Source organism: Sphingomonas sp. BT-65, assembly GCF_026107375.2.
Taxonomy (GTDB): Bacteria; Pseudomonadota; Alphaproteobacteria; order Sphingomonadales; family Sphingomonadaceae; genus Sphingomonas.
Map to the genome: position 1 here is coordinate 674,887 of NZ_JAPCIA010000001.1, position 25,071 is coordinate 699,957.

Annotated in this window: 22 protein-coding genes; 11 read left to right on the forward strand and 11 right to left on the reverse strand. The window is 67.0% G+C overall.

The window, feature by feature from the left end; translation table 11 throughout:
• Positions 1-47 precede the first annotated feature (47 nt).
• Positions 48-923: an AraC family transcriptional regulator gene (locus tag OK349_RS03340; protein ID WP_265116407.1), complete on the forward strand. Its 876-nt coding sequence runs from the start codon at positions 48-50 to the stop codon at positions 921-923.
• Between the two features lie 353 nt (positions 924-1,276).
• Here the strand turns inward: OK349_RS03340 and guaA are convergent, their stop codons facing one another.
• Positions 1,277-2,833: a glutamine-hydrolyzing GMP synthase gene (gene guaA, locus OK349_RS03345; protein WP_265116408.1), complete on the reverse strand. Its 1,557-nt coding sequence runs from the start codon at positions 2,831-2,833 to the stop codon at positions 1,277-1,279.
• Positions 2,834-2,978: 145 nt separating this feature from the next.
• On the opposite strand from guaA, the gene OK349_RS03350 reads away from it, so the two are divergent.
• The 4 genes from OK349_RS03350 to OK349_RS03365 are packed head-to-tail and all read left to right on the forward strand — an operon-like array spanning position 2,979 to position 5,954.
• Positions 2,979-3,557: a CHAP domain-containing protein gene (locus OK349_RS03350; RefSeq protein WP_265116409.1), complete on the forward strand. Its 579-nt coding sequence runs from the start codon at positions 2,979-2,981 to the stop codon at positions 3,555-3,557.
• A 38-nt stretch (positions 3,558-3,595) separates the two neighbouring features.
• Positions 3,596-4,774 (forward strand): vWA domain-containing protein, encoded by a 1,179-nt coding sequence (locus tag OK349_RS03355; protein WP_265116410.1) that lies wholly within the window; start codon positions 3,596-3,598, stop codon positions 4,772-4,774.
• Positions 4,771-5,475, forward strand: a complete 705-nt coding sequence (locus OK349_RS03360) for an immunity protein Imm33 domain-containing protein (RefSeq protein ID WP_265116411.1) — start codon at positions 4,771-4,773, stop codon at positions 5,473-5,475. The genes OK349_RS03355 and OK349_RS03360 overlap by 4 nt, the downstream gene beginning before the upstream one ends.
• A 14-nt stretch (positions 5,476-5,489) precedes the next feature.
• Entirely contained in the window at positions 5,490-5,954 is a 465-nt protein-coding gene (locus OK349_RS03365; protein ID WP_265116412.1) for a nuclear transport factor 2 family protein, read from the forward strand.
• Between the two features lie 147 nt (positions 5,955-6,101).
• On the opposite strand, the gene OK349_RS03370 is transcribed toward OK349_RS03365, so the two are convergent.
• Entirely contained in the window at positions 6,102-6,395 is a 294-nt protein-coding gene (locus OK349_RS03370; protein ID WP_265116413.1) for an Hpt domain-containing protein, read from the reverse strand.
• Between the two features lie 81 nt (positions 6,396-6,476).
• Here OK349_RS03370 and OK349_RS03375 point away from each other — a divergent pair, with 81 nt between their 5' ends.
• Positions 6,477-8,777, forward strand: a complete 2,301-nt coding sequence (locus tag OK349_RS03375) for a hypothetical protein (RefSeq protein WP_265116414.1) — start codon at positions 6,477-6,479, stop codon at positions 8,775-8,777.
• A 3-nt stretch (positions 8,778-8,780) separates the two neighbouring features.
• On the opposite strand, the gene OK349_RS03380 is transcribed toward OK349_RS03375, so the two are convergent.
• From OK349_RS03380 to OK349_RS03415, 8 genes are all read right to left on the reverse strand, one after another.
• The gene (locus OK349_RS03380) at positions 8,781-9,947 is read right to left on the reverse strand and encodes a serine hydrolase domain-containing protein (RefSeq protein WP_265116415.1); all 1,167 of its coding nucleotides are present in this window, start codon (positions 9,945-9,947) and stop codon (positions 8,781-8,783) included.
• 12 nt (positions 9,948-9,959) lie between these two features.
• Entirely contained in the window at positions 9,960-11,219 is a 1,260-nt protein-coding gene (locus OK349_RS03385; protein WP_372340566.1) for a class I SAM-dependent methyltransferase, read from the reverse strand.
• Between the two features lie 62 nt (positions 11,220-11,281).
• Positions 11,282-12,313: a 2-oxoacid:ferredoxin oxidoreductase subunit beta gene (locus tag OK349_RS03390; protein ID WP_265116417.1), complete on the reverse strand. Its 1,032-nt coding sequence runs from the start codon at positions 12,311-12,313 to the stop codon at positions 11,282-11,284.
• Positions 12,310-12,603, reverse strand: coding sequence for a hypothetical protein (locus tag OK349_RS03395; protein WP_265116418.1), 294 nt, complete (start codon positions 12,601-12,603; stop codon positions 12,310-12,312). The genes OK349_RS03390 and OK349_RS03395 overlap by 4 nt, the downstream gene beginning before the upstream one ends.
• Complete coding sequence (locus OK349_RS03400; protein WP_265116419.1) at positions 12,593-14,476, reverse strand: 2-oxoacid:acceptor oxidoreductase subunit alpha; 1,884 nt, start codon at positions 14,474-14,476, stop codon at positions 12,593-12,595. The genes OK349_RS03395 and OK349_RS03400 overlap by 11 nt, the downstream gene beginning before the upstream one ends.
• A gap of 594 nt (positions 14,477-15,070) precedes the next feature.
• On the reverse strand, positions 15,071-16,939 hold the full coding sequence (locus tag OK349_RS03405) for an ABC-F family ATP-binding cassette domain-containing protein (protein WP_265116420.1): 1,869 nt from the start codon (positions 16,937-16,939) through the stop codon (positions 15,071-15,073).
• A gap of 124 nt (positions 16,940-17,063) precedes the next feature.
• Positions 17,064-18,233, reverse strand: coding sequence for a carboxynorspermidine decarboxylase (locus OK349_RS03410; protein ID WP_265118527.1), 1,170 nt, complete (start codon positions 18,231-18,233; stop codon positions 17,064-17,066).
• A 196-nt stretch (positions 18,234-18,429) separates the two neighbouring features.
• Positions 18,430-19,635 (reverse strand): saccharopine dehydrogenase family protein, encoded by a 1,206-nt coding sequence (locus OK349_RS03415; RefSeq protein ID WP_265116421.1) that lies wholly within the window; start codon positions 19,633-19,635, stop codon positions 18,430-18,432.
• A 97-nt stretch (positions 19,636-19,732) separates the two neighbouring features.
• On the opposite strand from OK349_RS03415, the gene OK349_RS03420 reads away from it, so the two are divergent.
• The 5 genes from OK349_RS03420 (at position 19,733) to OK349_RS03440 (ending at position 23,324) form a co-directional block, all read left to right on the forward strand.
• Complete coding sequence (locus OK349_RS03420) at positions 19,733-20,725, forward strand: alpha/beta hydrolase (protein ID WP_265116422.1); 993 nt, start codon at positions 19,733-19,735, stop codon at positions 20,723-20,725.
• Positions 20,726-20,771: 46 nt separating this feature from the next.
• The gene (locus OK349_RS03425; RefSeq protein ID WP_265116423.1) at positions 20,772-21,842 is read left to right on the forward strand and encodes a PA0069 family radical SAM protein; all 1,071 of its coding nucleotides are present in this window, start codon (positions 20,772-20,774) and stop codon (positions 21,840-21,842) included.
• Between the two features lie 45 nt (positions 21,843-21,887).
• Positions 21,888-22,316 carry a response regulator transcription factor gene (locus OK349_RS03430; protein ID WP_265116424.1) on the forward strand — a complete coding sequence of 143 codons (429 nt, stop codon included), beginning with the start codon at positions 21,888-21,890 and terminating at the stop codon, positions 22,314-22,316.
• A gap of 48 nt (positions 22,317-22,364) precedes the next feature.
• Positions 22,365-22,640 (forward strand): hypothetical protein, encoded by a 276-nt coding sequence (locus OK349_RS03435; RefSeq protein ID WP_265116425.1) that lies wholly within the window; start codon positions 22,365-22,367, stop codon positions 22,638-22,640.
• A 114-nt stretch (positions 22,641-22,754) separates the two neighbouring features.
• Positions 22,755-23,324 carry a DUF4199 domain-containing protein gene (locus OK349_RS03440; protein WP_265116426.1) on the forward strand — a complete coding sequence of 190 codons (570 nt, stop codon included), beginning with the start codon at positions 22,755-22,757 and terminating at the stop codon, positions 23,322-23,324.
• Here the strand turns inward: OK349_RS03440 and OK349_RS03445 are convergent.
• Positions 23,272-24,867 (reverse strand): long-chain fatty acid--CoA ligase, encoded by a 1,596-nt coding sequence (locus OK349_RS03445; protein ID WP_265116427.1) that lies wholly within the window; start codon positions 24,865-24,867, stop codon positions 23,272-23,274. The two genes, OK349_RS03440 and OK349_RS03445, sit on opposite strands and share 53 nt — an antisense overlap.
• Positions 24,868-25,071 lie beyond the last annotated feature (204 nt).

Here is a 25,071-nt window from a genome sequence, read left to right on the forward strand (position 1 = left end):
TGCAGAGGGCGGCACAATCGCCCGAGCCCGACAAGGAGCAGCCCCCCATGGATGCACTTTCAGGAGATTACCGGCGCGTCGAGCCGCTCGCGGACGGGCATCGCTGGTTTGGATTTCGTCATGGCCGCTTCGATACCGGGCATCGGACCGGCGCGCCGCTTGTCGAAGGTGTCATTCGATCATCGCACCATATTGTCATGGTGACGCTCACCGGTAGCGCACGCCAGCTTGAGGTTCATTCTGATTGCGGACACCGCTTTGCGGGGCGGGAGCGCGCAGGCGCTGTATCATTCGTTCCTGCCGGGTGCGAACGTAGGCTCGTGCTCCGTGACGTTTCTTCGCAATGGGGCTCGATCGAGATTGCGCCCGGACTGGCAGCGGAAATCTGGCCGGAGGAGACCCGGAAAGTACCGAACTTCGCCTTCACCAATGCGCACCATCCCTTGATTGCTTCGATCGTCGGCGGGTTCGACCAATTCCACCGGAGCTTCGGCACGATCGATGCCGCATATTGCGAATCGATGATCCTCGCATTGACGCATTACCTCGCTTGGCAGTCGACGGGTGGGATGCCGGAGCGGCGGACACCCCATCGCCTTTCCCCAAGCCAGCTGCGGCGGGTGCGGGACCTGGTCGAGGCGAAGCTTGACCAAAGCTTGTCGGTCTCAGACTTGGCCGGGGCGGCGGGGGTTTCTACGGGGCATTTCCACCGCGCTTTTCGCGCAACCACGGGCATCACCCCACTTCAATATCTTCAGGAGGTGCGAGTAGATCGCGCCGCAAGACTGATCGTGGCCGGAGCAGGAGACATCACCCAAATCGCCTTTCAGGTCGGGTTTGGAAGCTCCGGCCACTTCGCACAGCTTTTCGCGAGGAAGATGGGCCTTAGTCCTTCGACATATCGCCGCCTGCATCTACAGTGAGAGTCCTCTCGCAAAAGTCCGCACGGCTCAAAGCGGATGCAGGGCAAACCACCCCCATAGCGGAAGCTCGACCATCACCCGAACCAACGGCAACTTTCGGGGCCACCCCAAGATTGTCTGAACGGCGGCTACGAGGGCGCAAAGCAGGCCCGCCTTTGTGCACGCTATTCTACGCCAGAGCACTCCCGCCCATCGAAGCGGCTTTACATCATCCGGGTAGTGCGCGCAGATCGGTCCTGCGAGACAGAGATGAAGCAGGCTAGGATAATGGGAGTGAAAGACGGACGAGAACAGCAATCATGCGGCGGCGAAAACCACCGCCAAACCTACGCTATTGCCGCTGTTCGTATCCGTCACTCCCACTCGATTGTCCCCGGCGGCTTCGAGGTATAGTCGTACACCACGCGGTTGACGCCCTTCACCTCGTTGACGATCCGCGTCGCCACCCGCGTCAGGAAGCTCGCGTCGAACGGATAGACGTCCGCCGTCATCCCGTCGGTGCTGGTCACCGCACGCAGCCCGCACACGCTGTCATAGGTGCGCCCGTCGCCCATCACGCCGACGGTCTTGACCGGCAGCAGCACCGCGAAGGCCTGCCAGATCGCGTCGTAGAGCCCGGCGTTGCGGATCTCCTCTAGATACACCGCGTCGGCCTTGCGCAGGATGTCGCAGCGCTCCTTGGTCACCTCGCCGGGGATACGGATCGCGAGGCCCGGCCCAGGGAAGGGATGCCGCCCGACGAAGACGTCGGGTAGCCCCAGCTCGCGGCCGAGCTCGCGGACCTCGTCCTTGAACAGCTCACGCAGCGGCTCGACCAGCTTCATGTTCATCCGCTCGGGCAGGCCGCCGACATTATGGTGGCTCTTGATCGTCACCGACGGCCCGCCGGTGAAGCTCACGCTCTCGATCACGTCGGGATAGAGCGTGCCCTGCGCCAGGAACTCCGCCCCGCCGATCTTGCGCGCCTCTTCCTCGAACACGTCGATGAAGGTCTTGCCGATGAACTTGCGCTTGGCCTCGGGATCGGTGACCCCCGCCAGCCCGTTGAGGAACAGCGTCTCCGCGTTCACATGCACCAGCGGGATGTTGTAATGCCCGCGGAACAGCGAGACGACCTGATCCGCCTCGCCCGCGCGCATCAGCCCGTGATCGACGAACACGCAGGTCAGCTGCTCGCCGATCGCCTCGTGGATCAGCACCGCCGCGACCGCGCTGTCGACCCCGCCCGACAGGCCGCAGATCACGCGCCCCTTGCCGACCTGCTTGCGGATCTCCTCGATCTTGGCCTGGCGGAACTCCGCCATCGTCCAGTCGCCCTTGAGCCCGCACACATGGCGCACGAAATTCGCCAGCAGCTTGGCCCCGTCCGGCGTGTGCACCACCTCCATGTGGAACTGGGTCGCGTAGTAGCGCCGCGCGTCGTCGGCCACGACGGCGAAGGGCGATCCGGGGCTGGTCGCGACCGAGCGGAAGCCGGGCGCCAGTTCGGTCACCTTGTCGCCATGGCTCATCCACACCTGATGCGTCTCGCCCTCGGCCCACAGCCCGTCGAACAGCACGCAGCTGTCCTCGATCTCGATGAAGGCGCGGCCGAACTCCCCGCTGTCGCCCAGCGTCACCGTGCCGCCGAGCTGGTGCATCATGACCTGCTGGCCATAGCAGATGCCAAGGATCGGCAGCCCCGAATCGAAAATCGCCTGCGGCGCCCGCGGCGACCCTTCCTCGAGCACCGAGGCGGGCGAGCCCGACAGGATCACCCCGCCCGGCTTCATCCGCTCGAAGGCCTCGGCGGCGCTGCTGAAGGGAGCGATTTCGCTGTAGACGCCCGCTTCGCGCACGCGGCGCGCGATGAGCTGGGTCACCTGGCTGCCGAAATCGACGATGAGGATGGATTCGCCCGGCTGTGTCATGGCGAGCCGATAGGCAGGCGCGCCCAGCGTGTAAAGGCGCGGAACCAATCCGGCCGCCGCGGATTCCTCCCGCCGCTATGGTCACCGGCCTCTTAACCCAGTCCGCAAACCGTTCCGAAGCGCGCAAACGCGTATGTCCGGTGGCATGACGACGAACCGGACCCCCCGCCGGATCGCGCTTCCGATGCTCGGCGCCGCCTTCCTTCTCGCGGTCCCGGCCTCGGCGTCGATCCTCGATTATGTCGGCGAGTGCGTGCCGTTCGCGCGCCAGGCCTCGGGCATCCAGATCTGGGGCGACGCCTGGACCTGGTGGAGCCAGGCCGCTGGCAAATACCAGCGCGGCGACCTGCCTGAGGTCGGCGCGGTGGTCGCCTTCGCCAAGTCGCGTCCCCTCCCCCTCGGCCATGTCTCGGTGGTCAGCCGCGTGATCGAGCCGCGCGTGGTGATGGTCACCCATGCCAACTGGTCGCGCTTCGACGGCAAGCGCGGCAAGGTCGAGCAGGACGTCACCTTGTTCGACGTCTCCCCACAGGGCGACTGGAGCCAGGTCAAGGTCTGGTACCGCGACACGCATGGCCTCGGCTCGACCACCTACCCCGTCCACGGCTTCATCTACGGCCGCCCCGCGAGCGGCGCCAAGGTCGCCAGGGCCCGCCCCACCCCCGAACTCACCGGCGACCGTCCCGACTATGTCGGCTCGCTGATCGACGCCTACGCGCGCTGACGCTGGACGCGGGAGCCCGCCCGCGCCAAACTCCGCCGATGTTCTTTTCCTTCGTCGACGAGCTCCGCGCCGCGGGCATCCCCGCCAGCATGAAGGAGCACCTGATCCTTCTCGAAGCGCTCGACCGCGACGTGATCGAGCGTACGCCGGAGAGCTTCTACTATCTCGCCCGCGCCACCTTCGTGAAGGACGAGGGGCTGCTCGACCGCTTCGACCAGGTCTTCGCCAAGGTGTTCCGTGGCATCTCGACGACCTTCGGCAACGCCACCGCCGCGATCCCCGAGGACTGGCTCAAGGCGATCGCCGAGAAATACCTCACCCCCGAGGAGATGGCCGCGATTCAGTCGCTCGGCTCGTGGGAAGAGATCATGGAGACGCTGCGCAAGCGGCTCGAGGAGCAGCAGGGCCGGCACGAGGGCGGCAACAAATGGGTCGGCACCGGCGGCACCTCGCCCTATGGCAATTCGGGCTACAATCCCGAGGGCGTGCGCATCGGCGGCGAGGGCCAGCACAAGCGCGCGCTCAAGGTGTGGGAAGGCCGCGAGTTCAAGAATCTGGACGCGACGCGCGAGCTCGGCACGCGCAATATCAAGGTCGCGATGCGCCGCCTGCGCCGCTTCGCGCGCGAGGGCGCGGCGGACGAGCTCGACATCGACGCGACGATCGACGGCACCGCGCGCCAGGGCTGGCTCGACATCCGCATGCGCCCCGAGCGGCACAATGCGGTGAAGCTGCTGCTCTTCCTCGACGTCGGCGGCTCGATGGACCCGTGGGTCAAGCTCTGCGAGGAGTTGTTCAGCGCCGCCACCTCGGAATTCAAGAACCTCGAATTCTTCTACTTCCACAACTGCCTCTATGAGGGCGTGTGGAAGGACAATCGCCGCCGCTTCCAGGAGCGCACGCCGACCTGGGACGTGCTCCACAAGTTCGGCCACGACTATAAGGTGATCTTCGTCGGCGACGCCTCGATGAGCCCTTACGAGATCAGCCACCCAGGCGGCTCGGTCGAGCATTACAACGAGGAAGCCGGCGCCGCGTGGATGCAGCGCGTGACCAATACCTATCCCGCATCGGTGTGGCTCAACCCGATCCCAGAGGAGCAATGGGGCTATTCGCAGTCGGTGCGCATCCTCCGCGAGCTGATGAGCGACCGCATGTACCCGCTCACGCTCGCGGGGCTCGACGATGCGATGCGCGAGCTGAGCCGGAAGGCATGAAGCTGCTTCCCCACGCCGCGCGGCAAATGCTCCGCCGGCACTTCGGCACTGTCTCGGTCGATGACCCGCGCGAGAATGCGGCCCGCGCGCCATATACCTACTTCCTGCCGTCGGAAAACGAGTTGCTCGCTCTCGCGCCTGGCGATCAGGTCAAGATCATCGTTCGCTCGCACCCGCCTTCGCCGGAATGGGATGCTGAGCGCATGTGGTTCCTGGTGACGGCAGCTTCGGGTGACAATCTCGCCGGCACGTTGGAAAATCAGCCGTCCGACATACCGCAACTTCGTCCAGGCGCCGCTCTGCAGTTTCACCGAAGCGACGTGACCGACATCATCTGGGCCGATGATCGATCGGTTCCGCCGCCCGGAATGACGCCGCGTCGGGAATATTGGGATCGTTGCCTCGTCGACCAGTGCGTGCTCGACGGAGAGATGCTCGTCCATTTCCTGTACCGCGAGGAGCCTGACCCCGATACGGTCCATGACGAGTATCGCGATAGCGGATGGCGGATCCGCGGGGATTATCGAAACATCGGCGATGCGGAGCTGGATGACCGCGAAGTGGCTTATGTCGCGCTCGGCGCCGTTCTCAATCGCGATGACAGCTGGATTCATCTGATCGATGCGCCCGCCGGCTCCCGCTTCCTTCGCGACTGGACCTCGAACAGGTTCGAGCCGCTGAGCGATGACGAACTGGACTGACTTGGGGAGGATTCATGTACATTCGCATCGCCATGGCGGCCGTGACGTGCTTGGCCGCAGCGGCCGCTGCGCCGGGAGCCGCAGCCGGCGAAACCGTGGTGACCGGCCCGCGGCACGGTGATCTGCTCGCTGTCGCCGATGCCTTCGACCGTGCCCAGCTCACCCAGGACCGCGCGGCACTCGAACGGATGGTCGATGACGGCCTCGTGTTCATCCAGTCGAGCGGCAAGCGGGCCGGGAAACAGGTGTTCATCGACGGCTGGACCACGCCCGGCGACAGCTACGATCCGATCACGCTGGTCGATCGCGTCGTGATCCGGCTCGGGCCCGATGCGTTTCTGGTTTCCGCCAGCACGACGCTGAGCGGCATCTCGGGCGGCAAGCGCTTCTCCAGCAGCTTCCGCTTCACCGACACCTTCCGCCGCGTCGGCGGCGAATGGCGTGCCGTTCACATCCAGGTGACGCGAACCGCCAGCTGACAGCCGCCATCTTCACGCTTGAAATGTTGGATTTCAATTGCTTGGCTCTACGCCGCTCTTTGAAATCGTCGGGTCCAGCCGGTTGACACCGTCCGCGTGACACCCCTCGAAACCGTCAACTTTGTTTGTCAACTTCGTCGGGTTGGCTCAGAGCCGCTCCACCGCGCGCTGCAGCTTGCGCAGCACGCCCGGATCGCCCGCGGGTGCATCGGCCGCTTCCTGCGCCAGCGCCATCAGCCGTACCGCGCCGAAGCTCGCCGCGAGGCCCTTGAGCCGCAGCGCGGCCCCGCGCCAGCTTTCCGGGTCGTCGGCGGTCGCGAGCGATTTCAACGATCGTTTCGCGCTGTCGAGAAACGCCTCGCGCAGCTCGGCGATCAGCCCGGGCTCGTCGCCCACCGCCGCCGCCAGCGTCGCATCGATTGCACCGGGATCATACGCCATGCCGTGCGTCTAACGCGCCGTGCTTAATGACTGGTTTCCCAGCGCTATCCCATTGTCGCGAAACCGTGCTAGACTGGGACAATGAACGGGGGAAGCAATGCAGCCGGCTTTGCGGCGAACGAGCGCGACGAGCTGATGCTCGTCGAGGAAGCGGCGCCGGCAAGCGCCGCCCATCCGGAATATGACCCGGTCGAGGAGATCGAGCCGGAGGAGCCGTACCGCGCGCCGGGCGAGTTGCTCGTGCCCTTGCTCGCCGCCGGCATCACCCTCGCCTGGTTCGGCGTGATGGGCTGGCTGCTCCAGCCGACGCTCGCCGCGCCGATGCCGCCGGTCCAGCTCGTCCAGCTGATCGCCGCCTTGTGCGTGCCGCCGATCCTGATCGGCATCCTGTGGCTGCTCTCCCGCCGCTCGAGCCGTGCCGAAGCACGCCGCTTCGCCAACACCGCGCGCGCGATGCGAGCCGAGGCCGCGACCCTCGAAAGCGTCGTCGCCACGCTTTCGCGCAAGATCGAGGCGAACCGTGCCGCGCTCGCCGCGCAGACCACCGCACTGATGGCGATGGGCGATGGCGCCGCCGAGCGGCTCCAGGCCGTCTCCAACGGCATGGCCGCGGAGGCGCGCTCGATCGACGCCAGCGCCAAGACCCTCATGGAGAGCGCCGCGACCGCCGAAAAGAGTGTCGCGATCGTCCTCGCCTCGCTGCCCAAGGCGCATGAGGGGATGACCGGCATGGCCGCGACGCTTGACGCCGCGGGGCTCAAGGCTGGCGAGCACGCCGCCGCGCTCGATGCGCAGCTCACGGTGCTCGCCGAACGCGGGCGCGAGGCGGACAATGTCGCCGGCGGCGCCGCCCAGCGCCTCGCCGCGCATATCGCCAAGATGGAGGCGACCAGCGAGACCGCCGGCGCGCGGCTCGAAGGCGTGGCGGGCGAGATGTCGGCGACCGTCGACGCCATGCTCGACCGCGCCGCCGCAGCGGTGGACGAGGCGCGCAAGGGCATCGCCGCGCAGGGTGAGGCGATGATGGCGATGCTCGCCGCCAACCAGGCCTCGCTCGACGCCGCGGGCCGCGAAAGCGTCGAGACGGTCGGCGCGCGCATCGCGCAGGTCGAGGAGACGATCGCCCGCATCGCCGACAAGCTCGGCGAGGAGCAGACTCGCGTCGACATCCTGCTCGCTTCGGTCACCGGCGGCATCGCCCAGGCCGATGGCGCGATGGCCGCGCTCCATTCGGCCGGGATGGAGCGGACCCAGACGCTGTCCGCCTCGATCAGCGCGCTCGACAGCTCGACCGCGGCGATGACCGAGACGCTCAAGGTCGGCGACGAGACCGCGCGCCGCGTCATCGCCACCGCCGAGGAGCTGCTCGTGGCGCTCGATTCCTCGGCACGCGAGATCGACGAGACGATGCCCGAGGCGCTCGCCCGGCTCGAGGACCGGATCGGCGCCACCCGCCAGGTCATCGCCGGCTCCAAGCCCGAGCTGCTCGCCCTCGTCACCGCTGCCGAGAGCACGCACGACGCGATCGAGGCGATCGCCGACGTCGTCTCGAAGCAACGCGACACGCTCGCCAAGACCCAGGCCTCGCTCCTCGAAAGCCTCGAATCCGGCCACGCCAAGACCGACCAGCTTGAGGAGATCGTCGACCGCGCGATCACCAACGCGCGCCGCTTCGCCGACGAGGCCGCGCCGCAGCTGGTCGACGCGCTGCTCCGCATCCGTGAGACCGCCAGCGCCGCCTCCGATCAGGCGCGCGCCACGCTCGCCGGCCTCGTGCCCGAGGCCGAGCGCCGGCTGGAGGAAGCAGGCAGCGCCGCGATGCGCCGCGCGCTCGATAGCGGCCTCCGCCAGCAGCTGTTTGAGCTCGGCGAGGTCTCGGAGGCGGCGGTGACCGCCGCGTCGCTTGCCTCGGACCGGCTCACCCAGCAGATGCTCAGCATCGGCGAGGCGACGGCCGCGGTCGAGCGCCGCATCGAGGAAGCCCGCGCCGAGCGCGAGGAGGCCGATCGCGACAATTTCGCCCGCCGCGTCTCGCTGCTGGTCGAAGCGCTCAACTCCGCGTCGATCGACATCAGCAAGGCCTTCGCGCACGAGGTGTCGGACAGCGCCTGGTCGGCCTATCTCAAGGGCGATCGCGGCGTTTTCACCCGCCGCGCCGTCCGCCTGCTCGACACCGGCGACGCACGCGAGATCGCGACGCTCTATGACAACGACCCCGGCTTCCGCGAGCAGGTCAACCGCTACATCCATGATTTCGAGGCGATGCTGCGCCAGGTGCTGGCGCTGCGCGACGGCTCACCGCTCGGCGTGACCTTGCTTTCGTCGGACATGGGCAAGCTCTACGTCGCGCTCGCCCAGGCGATCGAGCGGCTGCGGACCTGACGGCTACTTCTTCGCCGCTTCGAGAACCTTGAGCGCGAACGCCAGCCGCTCCTGGCGCATCGCCTGGTCGGTCGCCTTGGGCCAGGCGCTGCTGGTGACCATCACCAGCTTGGTCGCCGGATCGACCAGGATGACCTGCCCGAAGATGCCCTGCGCGGCGTAATAGCCGCCGGGCAGCGTCCACCACTGATAGCCATAGCCGCCGCCGGGGAAAGTGGCGTGGGTGCGGGTCGCGTCGGCGAACCAGCCTTCCGGCACGATCCCCTTGCCGCCGTCGAGCGTCATCTGCCCGATCCGGGCGTAGTCGCGCAGCGAGACCGAGAGGCAGCAGCCGCTCACCTCCGCGCCGCTCTGGTCGGTCATCCAGAAGGCGTCGCGCTCCATGCCGTAGCGCCGCCACACCTTCTCGGTCAGATAGTCCGCCAGCTTCTTGCCCGTCGCGCGCCGCACCAGCACGCCGATCAGGTTGGTCTCGCCGGTCTTGTAGACGAACTTGCTGCCCGGCGGATCAACGCGGGGCAGCTTGCGCATATAGGCGACGGTCGGGTCCTGCCCCGCCGGCACCGCCTCGGCGAACATGCGTGCGACGTCGCTATTGGGATCGGTATAATCCTCGTTCCATTTGACCCCCGAGGTCATGGTGAGGATCTGCTTGATCGTGACTCCGTCATAGCCCGCACCGGCGAGGTCGGGGATGTATTTGGTCACCGGCTCGTCGAGCGACTTGATATAGCCGTCCCTGATCGCCGCACCGACCAAGGTCGAGGTCACCGACTTGGCGACCGAGAAGCTGGTCCACCGCCCCTCGCGCGAATAACCCAGCGCATAGCGCTCGAGCCGCACCTTGCCGTCCTGCAGCACGATCAGCCCGGCGACGTTCTGCGCCTTCATGAAGGCATCGACGTCGGTCGCGGCAATCGGTAGCGGGGCGCCGTCGGGCAGCGGTTTCACCTTGCCGCCCGCCCTGACGGTGTTGCCGGGGAAGATCTTCTCCATCGCCGGGAAGTTCTTGAGCCGCTCCTCTTGCGACCAGAACAGCACTGCCGCGCCGACCTGGCGCAGCCGGGCTTCGTCCTTGGCAGCCGCGGCAGGAGCCGGTGCGGGAGCCTCGGCCCTGGGCGCGCAGCTCCACAGTGCCACCGCCGAAAGCGCGATCCAGGCCGTCCGCATGCCCCTCTCCCTTCAGTCTTTTATGAGCGTAACCTGCGCCACCCAGATCCCACCGCCGCGGAACCCGCCTTCACAATACATGAGATAGTAGCGCCACAAATCCAGGAAATGCGGGTCGAATTCGGCCGGAATGCGCCCTGCTGCCACCGCCATATTGAACCGCTCGTGCCAGCTTTTCAGCGTCTCGGCATAATCGAGCCCGAAGACGTGCTGGTCATGCCAGCTCAGCCCCTGCTCCGCGGCGATCGCGCGGAAGCGGCTTTCCGACAGCAGCATGCCGCCCGGGAAGACATAGGTCTGGATGAAGTCGACGTTGCGCGCGTACGCCTCGAAGATCGCGTCGTCGATCGCGATATACTGGATCGCGGCGCGCCCGCCCGGCTTCAGCGCGCGGGAGATCGCGCCGAGATAGGCGGGCCAATATTCCTCGCCCACCGCCTCGACCATCTCGATGCTGGCAACGGCGTCATATTGCCCCGAAATGTCGCGATAGTCGGTCAGCGACACCTCGACCCCGTCGAGCGCGGCCGCGGCCATCCGCGCCTCGACATGCGCCTTCTGCTCGGTCGAGAGCGTGATGCCATGCACGCGCCGCCCGCCCCGCGCCGCGACCTCGGCGAACGGGCCCCAGCCGCAGCCGATCTCGAGGATGCGCTCGCCCGGCGCGGTGCCGGTCCGCGCGAGGATCGCGGCAAGCTTGGCCTGCTGCGCCGTCTCCAGCGTCATGCCCGGATCGGCGAACAGCGCGCTCGAATAGGTCATGCTGGCGTCGAGCCAGGGGGCGTAGAAGTCGTTCCCCAGGTCATAGTGATAGGCGATGTTGCGCCGCGCCCCGTCACGATCGTTGCGGCGCATCCAGTGCCACACGCGCTTCGCCAGCCGCGTCACCCCATGCGCCCGCCCGGCATTCCCCAGCGTCGCGCGATTGCGCATGAACAGGTCGAACAGCGGCACCGGATCGGGGCTGGTCCATTCGCGCGCCTGCCACGCTTCGTACCAGCCGATCGAGCCGCCCGTGGCGAGCCGCCAGAGCGCCCGCCAGCTGCGGATATCGACAATCGCCTGCGGGCCGGCGCTGCGACCGCCCAGCCACCGCCGGCTTCCCCCGGGCAGCGTCACGTCGATCGCTCCCTCGGCGAGCCCCGCGTCGATCCGGTCGAGCAATTTGCGCAGCAGCGGCGTCAGGAGCGTCGCGAGCACGCCTCCGCCCAGCGCCCTGGCGCCGTCGCCCCAGCCATCCCGGCGGCCCCTGTTTCGTGCCGGCGCCTGCATCGTCGCGCACAAACCACGCATGATTGAGTCGGGCAAGCGGCAAGTTGCCGTTTGCGTAACGATCACATCGCGTGCGGTTCCTTCTCGACCATCCAGGTCTGGCCCTTGCTGACGAGCTTCTGGAGATCGGCGACCTTGCCTTCGCTGGCGGCGCGGTTCTGCGCCACCACCGCGCTCTCGAAGGTCGGTGCGGGATCGTCGTAGAGTACGCCCAATGCCATCGGGAACGGGCCGAACGGCATCTCGACCAACATGTGGGCGACCGTGCGGTTGGCGACGTTATGGACGATCACGCCGGCGGCCTGCCAGTCACCTTCGACCACATCTACAATTTTCAACGTAAGCCGTTCAGTATCAAGCGCAATTCCCTTGGTTCCGCCGGCAAAGAGCATCGGCTGGCCATGCTCGAGCCAGAGCTGGTGCCCGGCATTGGCCTTCTCGGTGAAGGGCGCGAAGACGTCGTCATTGTAGACGATGCAGTTCTGGAAGATCTCGATGAACGCCGCGCCCTGATGGGCATGCGCCGCCTTGAGCACGCTCGGCAGATTCTTGTGCACGTCGATCCCGCGCGCGATGAACCGCGCGCCGCTGCCCAGCGCATAGGCGCAGGGCTTGGCCGGGTGATCGACCGAGCCGAAGGGGGTGGAGGGCGAGCGCGTCCCCTCGCGACTGGTCGGCGAATATTGGCCCTTGGTCAGGCCGTAGATCTCGTTGTTGAACAGCAGCACCTGGCAATTCAGGTTGCGCCGCAGCAGGTGCATCGTGTGGTTGCCGCCGATCGACAGGCCATCGCCGTCGCCGGTGATGATCCACACGTCGAGATCGGGATTGGCGAGCTTGACCCCCGTCGCCACCGCCGGCGCGCGGCCGTGGATGGTGTGGAAGCCATAGGTCTCCATATAATAGGGGAAGCGCGACGAGCAGCCGATGCCGCTGATGAACACGGTGTTCTCGGGCGTCGCGCCGATCTCCGGCATCGTCCGCTGAACCGCCTTGAGGATCGCATAGTCGCCGCAGCCCGGGCACCAGCGGACCTCCTGATCGGTCTCCCAGTCCTTGGGCGTCGAAGGCTTGATGGTGGTGATCTCGTTCATGGCAGGTCCCGTTCCGTCCGATTGCCGCGAAGCCAGAGCGCCAGAAGCGTCGCCAGGCCGACAACGACCGCACTGATGCAGATGTGCATGACTATGGCGAGGCCATGGAGAGGGCCGTAGTTGAAGTCCGGATTGGCGATCCTGAAAACAATCTCCGAAGCGGCCATCGCGAGGCCGATCGACGCAAAGAATATGGCGCCGCCGTTGAGTCTCGAAAATCGAGCAAGAACCGGTGGGGCCACCGCGGACACCACGAAGACGGACCCGGTCAGCAAGGGTTCAATCGCCACGGAGCGCCTCCTCGATGGCAGCCTCGATCTCATGGATGCGGAAGGGCTGACCGCTGACCTTGTTGAGCGGCTTGGCATCGACCAGGAACTGGTCGCGCAGCACTGTCTTGAGCTGGCCGGTGTTCATTTCCGGTACGAGGATACGCTCGTAACTCTTTAGCAACGGCCCAAGATTCTTCGGCATCGGCCAGATATGGCGGATATGGACATGGCTGACATCCAGCCCCTTGCGGCGCGCGCGGCGGACCGCCTGGGTGATCGGGCCATAGGTCGAACCCCAACCGACCACGACGAGCTTGCCGCCCGCCTCGCCCTGCTCGATTGCCTGATCGGGCACGTCGATCCCCTCGACCTTGGCCTTGCGGATGTCGGTCATCGCCTGATGCGTGTCGGGGGAATAGTCGATATTGCCCGTCCCCAGTGCCTTCTCGATCCCGCCGATGCGGTGGAGCAGGCCCGGCGTGCCCGGCTTGACCCAGGGGCGCTTCAATTTCTCGTCGCGGGCATAGGGCAGGAATTTCTCCCCCTCGGCCGGAAGCTCGGTGTGGAACTCCACCGGGAACGGCTTGTAGTCGCTCATGTCCGGCACCTTCCACGGCTCGGCCGCGTTCTGGAGATAGCCGTCGGTGAGCAGCATCACCGGGGTCATGTATTGCGTGGCGATACGCACCGCCTCGATCGCGCAATCGAAGCAGTCCGCGGCCGAGCGCGTCGCGATCACCGGCACCGGGGAGTCGCCGTTGCGGCCATAGACCGCCTGATAGAGATCCGACTGCTCGGTCTTGGTCGGCAGGCCGGTCGAGGGCCCGCCGCGCTGGGCGTTGACGATCACCAGCGGCAGCTCGGTCATGATCGCCAGCCCGATCGCCTCGGTCTTGAGCGCGATGCCCGGCCCCGAGGAGCAAGTGACGCCAAGGCTTCCCGCATAGGAGGCGCCCAGCGCCGAGGCGACCGCGGCGATCTCGTCCTCCGCCTGGAATGTGGTGACGCCGAACTCCTTGAGCCGCGCGAGATGGTGAAGGATCGCCGAGGCCGGCGTGATCGGATAGCCGCCATAGAAGAGCGGCAGCCCCGCGAGCTGCGCGCCAGCGACCAGCCCCAGGCTGATCGAATCCGCGCCGGTGACGGTGCGATAGAGGCCGGGCTCGACCGGCGCAGCGGGAACATGGAGCTGCCCGACGCCCTGCGCACCGAGCTCGGCGGTCTCGCCATAGGCATGGCCGGCGTTGAGTGCGGCGATGTTCGCCTCGGCCAGCTCGGGCGCCTTGGCGAATTTGGTGCGCAGCCAGTCGACCAGCGGCGCGCGGTCGCGGTCGAACATCCACAGCGCGAGGCCCAGCGTCCACATATTCTTGCAGCGCAGCGCTTCCTTGTTGCCGAGGCCGAACGGCTTCACGGCTTCCAGCGTAAGCTGCGAGATGTTGAGCTTGAGCAGCTGCCATTTGGCGAGGCTGCCGTCCTCGAGCGGGTTCTCGGCGTATTTCGCCTTGTCGAGATTGCGTTTGTTGAACTCGCCCTCGTCGGCGATGATCAGGCCCCCGGGCTTCAAATCGCCGACATTGGTCTTGAGCGCCGCCGGGTTCATCGCGACCAGCACGTCCGGCGCGTCGCCCGCGGTCTCGATCGCGGCGGAGCCGAAGTTGATCTGGAACGCCGAGACGCCGAACAGCGTGCCCTGCGGCGCGCGGATCTCGGCGGGGAAATCGGGGAAGGTCGCGAGATCGTTGCCCGCCAGCGCGGTCGACAGCGTGAACTGCCCGCCCGTCAGCTGCATGCCGTCGCCGGAGTCGCCGGCGAAGCGGACGACGACCGCCTCGGGCTGGGGATTGGCTGAAGCTTCTTCGGGCGTCACCTGGTGGACGGCGGTGGCCATTCAGTCTCTTCCTGCAATTTTCCCGCACCCTCTACGCATCGGGGGCTGACTCCAAGGTAGAATGACAGGGCGTGGTTGCAATCGCTTCTTTCATAACGCTTTGCGTGCGGGAAAGATCGATTGTTTCCACTTTGTCTCCGGCTGTGTCCTTGTTTGTTCGAGTATAGGCAGGATGAGGGTGTGTAGGAAAGCGAGGTGGGGTTTTTGGCGGATTTCTGCGGGTTTCGGGCGGTGTCTTGCGGGCGGCGAAGCTCCGGGAAGAGTGGCTGGCGGCGGGCTGGGGCCAAGGCCGAGCGAACCTTAAAACGGAACAAGTCGATGCCGATGTTTGGGAATCGGGGATTCCATTGTTCCGCGATTGGGTGGCGAGGCGGGCAGGTTGTCGACGCAGGCGGATAGAGGCCGGGTTGATCGAGTCGATATTGTGACGGGAGGATCCTCCCCCTCCGGGGGAGGTGGCATCGCACAGCGATGACGGAGGGGCGGCCGCGGAGACGGCCGAAACATCGTCAAGAATACCGCCCTCTGCGGGGCGGCCCCTCCACCAGCCTTCGGCTGGTCCCCCTCCCCCGTTGGGGGAGGATTCAATCCCTATCAGGCCGCCAGGGCCTCCAGCGCCTCGCTGGCTTCCATCCAGGTCAGCTCGGCCGCCTCGATCTGCTTCGCCACGGCGTCACGCTGCTTCATCAGCTCGGTCATGGTGAGCTTGGCGAGGTCGGGGGCGGCGCTCGCGGGATCGAACATCGCGCGGTCGATCGCGGAGAGCTTCTCGTTGAGCTTGGCGAGCTCGGCCTCCGCCGCCTTGGCCGACTTGCGCAGGGCGTTGCCCTTCTCGCGCGCCTCGGCGGCTTCGCGGCGGGCGTCCTTGCGGTTGACGCCCCCCTTCCCGCCTTCCGGCTTGGGCTCCTTGGCCAGCACGAAGGCGATATAGTCGTCGAGATTGCCGTCGAACGGCCGCGCCGTCCCCTGATCGACCAGCACGAGGCGATCGGCGGTCATCTCGATCATGTGGCGGTCGTGGCTGACGATCACCACCGCGCCGGTATAGGCGGCGAGCGCCTGGATCAGCGCCTCGCGCGCGTCGACGTCGAGGTGGTTGGTCGGCTCGTCGAGGATCAGCATGTGCGGCGCGTCGCGCGTGATCAGCGCGAGCGCGAGGCGAGCGCGCTCGCCACCCGAGAGCTTGCCGACCTGAGTCACCGCCTTGTCACCGGGGAAACCGAAGCGGCCGAGCTGGGCGCGGACAGCGGCGGACTTCTGGCCCTCCATTAGGCGCGCCATATGGTCGTAGGGCGTTTCGTCGCTGTGCAGTTCCTCCACCTGATACTGGGTGAAATAGCCGACGCGCATCTTGCCCGAGGCTGCCTTCTGCCCCTCGATCGGCGCGAGCTGCGCGGCGAGCAGGCGGGCGAGCGTGGTCTTGCCGTTGCCGTTGCGGCCGAGCAGCGCGATGCGGTCGTCCGGATCGATGCGCAGGTTGAGCCGCTGGAGGATCGGCACGCCGTCATAGCCGACGCTGGCGTGATCGAGCGTGATCAGCGGCGGGCGCAGCTGCTCGGGATCGGGGAAGCCGAAGGAGAGCGTGGGATCGTCGACCACCGCCGCGATCGGCTGCATGCGGGCGAGCGCCTTGGCGCGCGACTGGGCCTGCTTGGCGGTGGACGCGCGGGCCGAGTTGCGCGCGACATAGTCCTGCAGCTTGGCGCGCTCGGCGAGCTGCTTCTCGCGCGCCGCGGCCTGCTGCGCCTGACGCTCGGCGCGCTGCCGCTCGAACGAGTCGTAGCCGCCCGGGTAGAGGGTGAGCTTGCCGCGCTCGAGGTGGAGGATATGGTCCACCACATTGTTGAGGAAATCGCGCTCGTGGCTGACGATGACGATCGTCGCGGGATAGCTCTGGAGGAAATCCTCGAGCCACAGCACGGCTTCGAGATCGAGGTGGTTCGAGGGTTCGTCGAGGAGGAGCAGGTCGGGCTGGCTGAACAGGAGCGCGGCGAGCGCGACGCGCATGCGCCAGCCGCCCGAGAAGCTGTCGAGCGGGCGGTGCTGCGCGTCCTCGTCGAAGCCGAGGCCGACCAGGATGCGCGAGGCGCGCGAGGGCGCGGAATAGGCGTCGATCGCGCCCAGCCGCTCGTGGATCTCGCCGAGGCGGTGCGGGTCTTCGAGCCCCTCGGCCTCGGCCATCAGCGCGGCGCGCTCGATGTCGGCGGCGAGCACGGTCTCGAACGGGGTGGTCTTTCCGGCGGGAGCTTCCTGCGCGACATAGCCGAGGCGCGCGCCGCGCGGCATCTCGGCGCTGCCCTCGTCCGGGTCGATCTGGCCGGCGATCACCTTGACCAGGGTCGACTTGCCCGCGCCGTTGCGCCCGACCAGCCCGATGCGGCCGCGCGGGGGCAGCGCGGCGCTGGCGCGGTCGATGATGACGCGGCCGCCGAGACGGACGGTGATGGCGGAGAGGTTCAGCATGGACTGGTCAGATTGCTCGACTAAAAATTGATCCGTTCGCCCTGAGCTTGTCGAAGGGCTGTTCTTCTCGCTCGCCTAGGAAAAGAACGGTGCTTCGACAAGCTCAGCACGAACGGGGGTTGGACTAGGACAACCGGCCCTCGAAGTCTTCGTAGCCGAAGGACTTCACGATGCGCAGGCTGTCGTCGCGGCTGTCCCATAGCGCGATGCTCGGCAAGGGCACGCCGTTGAAGGTGGTGGTCTTGACCATCGAGTAATGCGCCTGGTCGAGGAAGGCGAAGCGCTGGCCGGGCTGCGGGCGCTCGGGGAAGCGATAGTCGCCGAGGATGTCGCCGGCGAGGCAGGAGGGGCCGCCGAGGCGGATCAGGACATCGCCGCCTTCGCCGAGCATCGCAGGACGGTACGGCGCCTCGATCACGTCGGGCATGTGGCAGGTGGCGGAGATGTCGACCACGCCGATCGGCATGCCGTTGTCGAACAGGTCGACGAACTCACCGACGAGGATGCCGGTGTCGAGCGCGATCGCCTCGCCCGGTTCGAGGACGATTTCGAGGCCGGTTTCCACGCGGACCTGCTTGAGGAACGCGACCAGATCGTCGCGCTGATAGTCGGCGCGGGTGATGTGGTGACCGCCGCCGAAGTTGAGCCATTTGAGCTGGCCGAGATAGGGCGCGATGCGGGGCTTCAATGCCTCCCAGGTGCGACGCAGCGGGGGGAAATCCTGCTCGCACAGCGAGTGGACGTGGAGGCCGTCGATGCCTTCGAGATGCTCAGGCTTGAGCTGGTCGGCGGGGAAGCCGAGGCGGCTGTGCGGTTGGGCTGGGTCGTATTTCTGGACCTCGCCCTCCGAATGCATCGGGTTGAGGCGGAGGCCGACGTCGAAGGTCTCGCCGCGAGCGCGGGCGGCGGCGAGCTCGGCCTTCATCGCTTCGTGCTGGCTCGGGGTGTTGAAGATGACGTGGTCGGAGAGCTTGCACACCTCGGCCATGTCCGCGGCCTTGTAGCCCGAGCAATAGGTCGCGATCTCACCGTGATAGTGATCCGCGGCGAGCTTGGCTTCCCACAGCCCAGAGGTGGCGACGCCGTCGAGATATTTGCCGATGAGGTCGCCGAGCGACCACATCGAGAAGGCCTTGAGCGCGAGCAGGATCTTGACCCCCGCGCGGTCGCGGACCTCGGCGATGACCTGGAGGTTACGCTCGACCGCCGCCGCGTCGACGACGAAGCAGGGCGACGGCACGCGCGACAGGTCGAACCGGGCGAAGGCGCCGGGGTCGCCGGCCTTGGTGGACATCACGGGCGGTGCGGCGCGGGTTTCCATGGCTTACTCCAGTCCTCCCCCGGAGGGGGAGGGGGACCAGCCAAAGGCTGGTGGAGGGGTAGTCTCCCCAAGCGAACCGGTGCTTTTGTGGAGACCTACCCCTCCACCACCGCTTCGCGGCGGTCCCCCTCCCCCTCCGGGGGAGGAATTGGGAGACGCCGCGTGTCGATCAGAACTTCAGCGGTTCGGCCAGCTCGTGGACCTGCCACGGCAGGCCGTGCTGGTTGAGCATGTCCATGAAGGGATCGGGATCGAACTGCTCCATGTTGAACACACCTTCCCCGCGCCACGTGCCATCGAGCATCAGCGCCGCGCCGATCATCGCCGGCACGCCGGTGGTGTAGCTCACCGCCTGATTGCCGGTCTCCTCGAACGCGTCCTCATGGTCGCAGACATTGTAGACGTAGAAGGTCTTCTCTTCGCCGTCCTTGGTGCCGGTCGCGATGTCGCCGATATTGGTCTTGCCCTTGGTCGTGGTGCCGAGCGTCGAGGGCTCGGGCAGCACGGCCTTGAGGAACTGGAGCGGGACGATCTCGCGGCCCTCGAACATGATCGGCTCGATCGAGGTCATGCCGACATTCTGCAGCACGCGCAGGTGTGTGAGATACTGCTCGCCGAAGGTCATCCAGAAGCGCGCGCGCTCGAGTCCCGGGAGGAACTTGACCAGGCTCTCCAGCTCCTCATGGTACATGAGGTACATGTTCTTGGCGCCGACCTGATCGAACTCGAACACCTGGCGCGACGACAGCGCCGGGGTTTCGACCCAGTCGCCATTCTCCCAGTGCCGCGCGGGCGCGGTGATCTCGCGGATGTTGATCTCGGGATTGAAGTTGGTCGCGAAATGCTGGCCGTGGTCGCCGCCGTTGCAGTCGAGGATGTCGAGCGTGCGGATCGTGTCGAGCAGGTGCTTCTTGATGTACATCGCGAACACGCTGGTGACGCCCGGATCGAAGCCCGAGCCGAGCAGCGCCATCAGGCCGGCGTTCTTGAAGCGGTCCTGATAGTCCCACTGCCAGCCATAATGGAACCGCGCCTCGTCGCGCGGCTCGTAGTTCGCGGTGTCGAGATAGTCGGTGCCGGTGGCGAGGCACGCGTCCATCAGGTTGAGGTCCTGATAGGGCAGCGCCAGGTTGACCAGGAGGTTGGGCTTGACCTGCTCGATCAGCTTGCTGGTGGCGGCGACGTCGTCGGCATCGACCTCGGCCACGTCGATCGTCACGCCGAAGCGCGCCTTCACCGATTCGGCGATCGCATCGCACTTGAAGCGGCGGCGGCTGGCCAGCGTGATCTTCCCGAACAGATCGGGGTTCTTCGCCATCTTGTGCACCGCGACCGATGAAACGCCGCCTGCGCCGATTACGAGAACGTCCTTCACGCCTTGTCCTTCCTCAAAATGTCCCGGGGAAATGGCGCTCCCATATTTGACCAACGCCCCGGATGCAAAGGGCGATCCTGTCGGCTAGCATTATGACATGGGCACGACGATCGATCGCAGGGCATTCATCGGGGGCGCCGCTGCGCTTGGTTTCGCGGGTGAGGCGCACGCGCAGATCAGACCGCCCCGGATCTTCGCCCCCGCCCCGCCCTGGCCGCCGCGCGAGCATTTCATGCTGTGGCCCGGCCTGGCGCCGGGCACGCCGCCGGGGATCCCGCGCTCGAACGTGCCCGTCCCGCTCCCGCTCGGCGCCGCGCAGCGCTGGGAGAAGGGCATCCGCTATCCCTATGTCGGCGTGTTCCGCCCCGTCCGGCCCGACGGCCGCGCGGTGCTGGTGATGCCCGGCGGCGGCTATGTGTTCGTCAGCCTGATCAACGAGGGGGTGAACGTCGCCCGGGCGCTCAACCCGCGCGGCATCACCGTGTTTGTGCTCGCCTATCGTCTGCCCGGCGAAGGCTGGCTCAATCGCACCGACGTGCCGCTGCAGGACGCGCAGCGGGCGATGCGGCTGATCCGCGCGCGGGCAACCGAGTTCCGCATCGATCCGGCCAAGCTCGGCATTTGCGGATTCTCGGCGGGCGGGCACCTCGGCGGCACGCTGACCGTCGGGCATGAAGATCCGGTCTATCGCCCGATCGATGCCGCCGACCGGCTCTCGGCGCGGCCCGCCTTTTCCGGGCTGATCTATCCCGTCACCCAGTTCGCCAGCGCCGGACCGAGCAGCGTATCCGGGCCCAATCTGCTGGGCCCCGCCCCGCCACCGGGCGGCGCCGCGCGTTTCGATATCCTCGCCCGCGTCAGTGCCGCGCTGCCGCCCCTGTTCCTCTGCCACGCGATGGACGACCGCACCGTGCCAGTCAGCCAAAGCATCGCGCTGATGGAGGCCGCGCGGCGCCATCGCGTGCCGGTCGAGGCGCATTTCCTCGAGCGCGGCGGCCATGGTTTCGGGGCGCTCAACCTGCCCGCGGCCAATCCCGGCGCGAAGTGGCTCGACTGGTTCGCGGCGTGGACCGCGACGCACGTCCGATAGCATCAATGTTCTTGAAATGTTCCGTCCGCGAGCGTAGTTTCAGCGGATGGCAAAGACCCGCCCCGTGCGCGGGGCCACGCATAACCGCGAAAGTATTCGCTTCAACCTGCCCGAGCGGGAGGCCGATGGCGACTGGCTCGACGCGCGCGAGGATATCGACGGCGAGCTGCCGCCGCTGCGCACCACGGTGACGGTCGAGAAGCCGAAGACGATCCTGACGCGCAACCAGTCGCCCGACATCGCCTTCGACCGGTCGGTGAACCCCTATCGCGGGTGCGAGCATGGCTGCATCTATTGCTTCGCGCGGCCGACGCATGCCTATCACGACCTGTCGCCGGGGCTGGATTTCGAGACCAAGCTGTTCGCCAAGCCCGACGCCCCCGCCCTGCTGCGCGACACGCTGGCGAAGCGCGGCTATGTCTGCCAGCCGATCGCGTTCGGCACCAACACCGATCCCTACCAGCCGATCGAGGCGGAATGGCGGATCACGCGGGGCTGCATCGAGGTGCTGGCCGAGTGCAACCACCCGATCACCATCACCACCAAGTCCGACCGGGTGACGCGCGACATCGACCTGCTCGCCCCGATGGCGGCGAATGGGCTGGCGGCGGTGATGATCTCGGTCACCTCGCTCGATCCGAAGGTCGCGCGCACGGTCGAGCCGCGCGCGCCGCATCCCGAGCGGCGGCTGGCGGCGGTGGCGAAGCTGCGTGCGGCGGGCATCCCGGTCTATGTCTCGCTCTCGCCGGTGATCCCGCAGATCACCGATCACGAGATGGAGCATATCATGGAGCGCGCGGCGGAGGCCGGGGCGCTGGGCTGCTTCTACCTCCCCGTGCGGCTGCCGCACGAGGTGGCGCCGCTGTTCCGCGCGTGGCTCGACACGCATTTCCCCGACCGCGCGGGCAAGGTGATGGCGACGATCCAGTCGATCCGCGGCGGGCGCGACAACGACCCCGATTTCCACACGCGCTTTCGCGGCCAGGGACCCTGGGCTGAGCTGCTGCGCACCCGCTTCAAGCGCGCGGCGCGGCGCTATGGCCTCGACAAGGAATATATCCCGCTTCGCCGCGACCTGTTCCGGCCGCCGGCAGGGGCGCAGGGGGAGCTGTTCTAGTTGCGTCACGGCGACCGCCGCGCGATGTTCGCGGCGATGCGGTCAATGCGGCTTCCCTCCTGGTGGCGCCAGGCGCTGCTCTATGGCGCCTTGCTGGCGCTCGGCACGGCATTGCTGCAATGGCTCGACTATCGCTGGCTCGCGCGCAGCCATTCGATCGAGCTCTACCTGCTGGTCGTTGCGGCCGCCTTTCTCGCGATCGGCCTCCTGATCGGCGCGCGCGTACTCGGCCGTAGCGCCCCGCCCCGCCCTGATGGCAATCCCGCCGCGCAAGCATCGCTCGGCATCAGCGAGCGCGAGATGACCGTGCTGCGCGAGCTCGCGGCGGGCCATGCCAACAAGCAGATCGCGCGCAATCTCGGCATCTCGCCCAATACCGTGAAGACGCATGTCGCGCGCCTGTTCGAGAAGCTCGGGGCCAGTCGTCGCACTGAAGCGCTTGCCCGCGCCCGCGAGCTGGGGCTGCTCGGCTGAGCAACCGTGTCCGGCCGCAGGCGTTGTGTCGCGATCCGGGAGGATGGAATGCGCTGGAACGATCGAACCCTGGCAATGCTGTGGATCGCCGCGATGCTCGGCTGCGGTGTCACGCCCGCAAGTGCGCAATATACCATCGATACCGCGATCCAGGGCTCGGTGCTGGGCGAGACCCGCAAGATCGATGGGAAGGCGAGGCCAAGCCAGCGCATGACGGCGGAGCAGCGCGCCTTCTGGAAGAAATATTGCGCGCGCTGGCCTGAGGGCGGTTCGTGCGACCGCTATCGCCGCGAAGTCGCGCGCTATCCGGATCGCAGGCGCTAGCTTCCCGTCATTCCTTCGGGCGAGATGCGGCAAATCACCCATTCAGGCGATTGCCCCGCCGCGCGCGCTGGCTGATCACCCGCCGCATCGAACGCATGCAACAGGGGATATGACATGCAGCGCCTGATCCTGATCTATGGCCTCATCGCCGGCGTGGTGGTGAGCGTTCCGCTTTTCCTGATGGGCACGCTGATGGCCGACAATCCGCCGACCGGCGCGGCCGGCATGGCGATCGGCTATCTCACCATGCTGATCGCGCTCAGCGCGGTGTTCGTCGCGATCAAGCGGCGGCGCGACCACGATCTCGGCGGCGCGATCCGCTTCTGGCCGGCCTTCGGGCTCGGCGTCGCCATCTCGGTGGTCGCGGCGCTGCTCTACGTGCTCACCTGGGAGGCCGTGCTCGCGATCAACGGCGGCGACTTCATCGCTGACATGAGCGCGAAGATGCTCGAACAGAAGCGCGCAGCGGGTGCCAGCGCAAGCGAGCTCGCAGCATTCCGGGCGCAGATGGACCAGATGCGCGAACTCTACGCCAATCCCATCCTGCGCATGCTGATCACGCTCACGGAGATCCTGCCGGTCGGCCTGCTCGTCTCGCTCGTCTCGGCCGCGCTGCTGCGCAATCCGCGCTTCATGCCGCTGCGAACTGAAACCCGCGATACTGCTCCCGAATCGCGGTCTTGAGCAGCTTGCCGGTGGCGGTGTGCGGCAGTGCCTCGACGAAGTGGATCTCGTCGGGGAGCCACCATTTGGCGACATGCTTGGCGAGGTGCTGCTGGACCTCCTCGGCGGTCACCATGCTGCCCGGCTTGCGGATCACCAATAGCAGCGGACGCTCGTCCCATTTGGGGTGATGAATACCGATCGCCGCCGCCTCAGCCACGCCCGCGCAGCCGACAGCGGCATTCTCCAGCTCGACCGAGCTGATCCACTCGCCGCCCGACTTGATCACGTCCTTGGCGCGATCGGTGATCTGCATCACGCCGTCGGGATGGAGGATCGCGACGTCGCCGGTGTCGAACCAGCCGTCCCCGGTGAGGCACGGGCCGCCCTCATCCTGGAAATATTGCTTGATGATCCAGGGACCGCGCACCTGCAGCCGGCCCGAGCTCTCGCCGTCGCGCGGCAGGACGACGCCATTGTCGTCGACCGTGCGCAGCTCGACGCCGAACGGCGCGCGGCCCTGGAACACGGTCTTGTCGACCTTGGCGTCGAAGTCGAGCTCGTCCCAGTCATAGCTCGGCGCGCCCATCGTGCCGATCGGGGAGGTCTCGGTCATGCCCCAGGCGTGGTTGACCCGCGCGCCCATCTTCATGATCCGCTCGATCATCGCGCGCGGCGCGGCCGAGCCGCCGATCGTGACGACCTTCAAATATTTCGGCGTCTCGCCGGTCTCGTCCATGTACTGGAACATCGCGAACCACACGGTCGGCACGCCGGCGGTGTGCGTGACCTTCTCGCGGTTCATCAGCTCGCACAGCACCTTGCCCTCGTTGATCGCGGACATGACGAGCTTCACGCCGACCATCGGCGCGGCGAAGGGCAGGCCCCAGCCGACCGCATGGAACATCGGCACCACGGGCAGCACCACGGCCTGGGTCGACAGGTCGAACACCGCCGGCTGCAGCTCGGCCATGGCGTGGATCACCGAGGAGCGGTGCGAGTAGAGTACGCCCTTGGGGTTGCCCGTCGTGCCACTGGTGTAGCAGAGCATGCAAGGCTCGCGCTCGTCGCCCTCGACCCAGCGATAGTCGCCGTCCTCGGCGCCAATCACCGCCTCGAAGCTGTCGAGGCCGTCGCCATCGAAGACGATGTAATGCTCGATCGTCTTCCATTCGGGCTTCATCTTGTCGACGATCGGCTGGAACATGCGGTCGTAGATCAGCACGCGGTCTTCGGCGTGGTTGGCGATGAAGGCGAGCTGGTCGGCGAACAGCCGCGGGTTGATGGTGTGGATGATCCCGCCCATGCCGATCGTGCCGTGCCAGGCGACGAGGTGGCGGCTGTGGTTCATCGCCATCGTCGCGACGCGATCCCCCGGCATGATCCCCATGCGTTCAAGGGCTTGCGCCAGCTTGCGTGAATCGCGCGCGATCCCGGCCCAGTCGGTGCGCGTCTCGCTGCCGTCGGCCCAGCGGCTGATGATCTCGCGGCTGCCGTGCTCGCGCTCGGCATGCTCGATCAGCCGCGGTACCCGAAGCTCGAAATCCTGCATCGCGCCCAGCATGATCCTCTCCTTATCCGCACGGGTTTCCGTGTCCGTAAGGGCATCCTGCGGATTTGAAGGGTGGGATGCAAGGGGGACGAATTGATCCTCCCCCGCAAGGGGGAGGTGGCGCCGAAGGCGACGGAGGGGGAGGAAACGATGCGGCCCGCCGTCCTCCCCCTCCGTCAGGCTGCGCCTGCCACCTCCCCCTGGCGGGGGAAGATA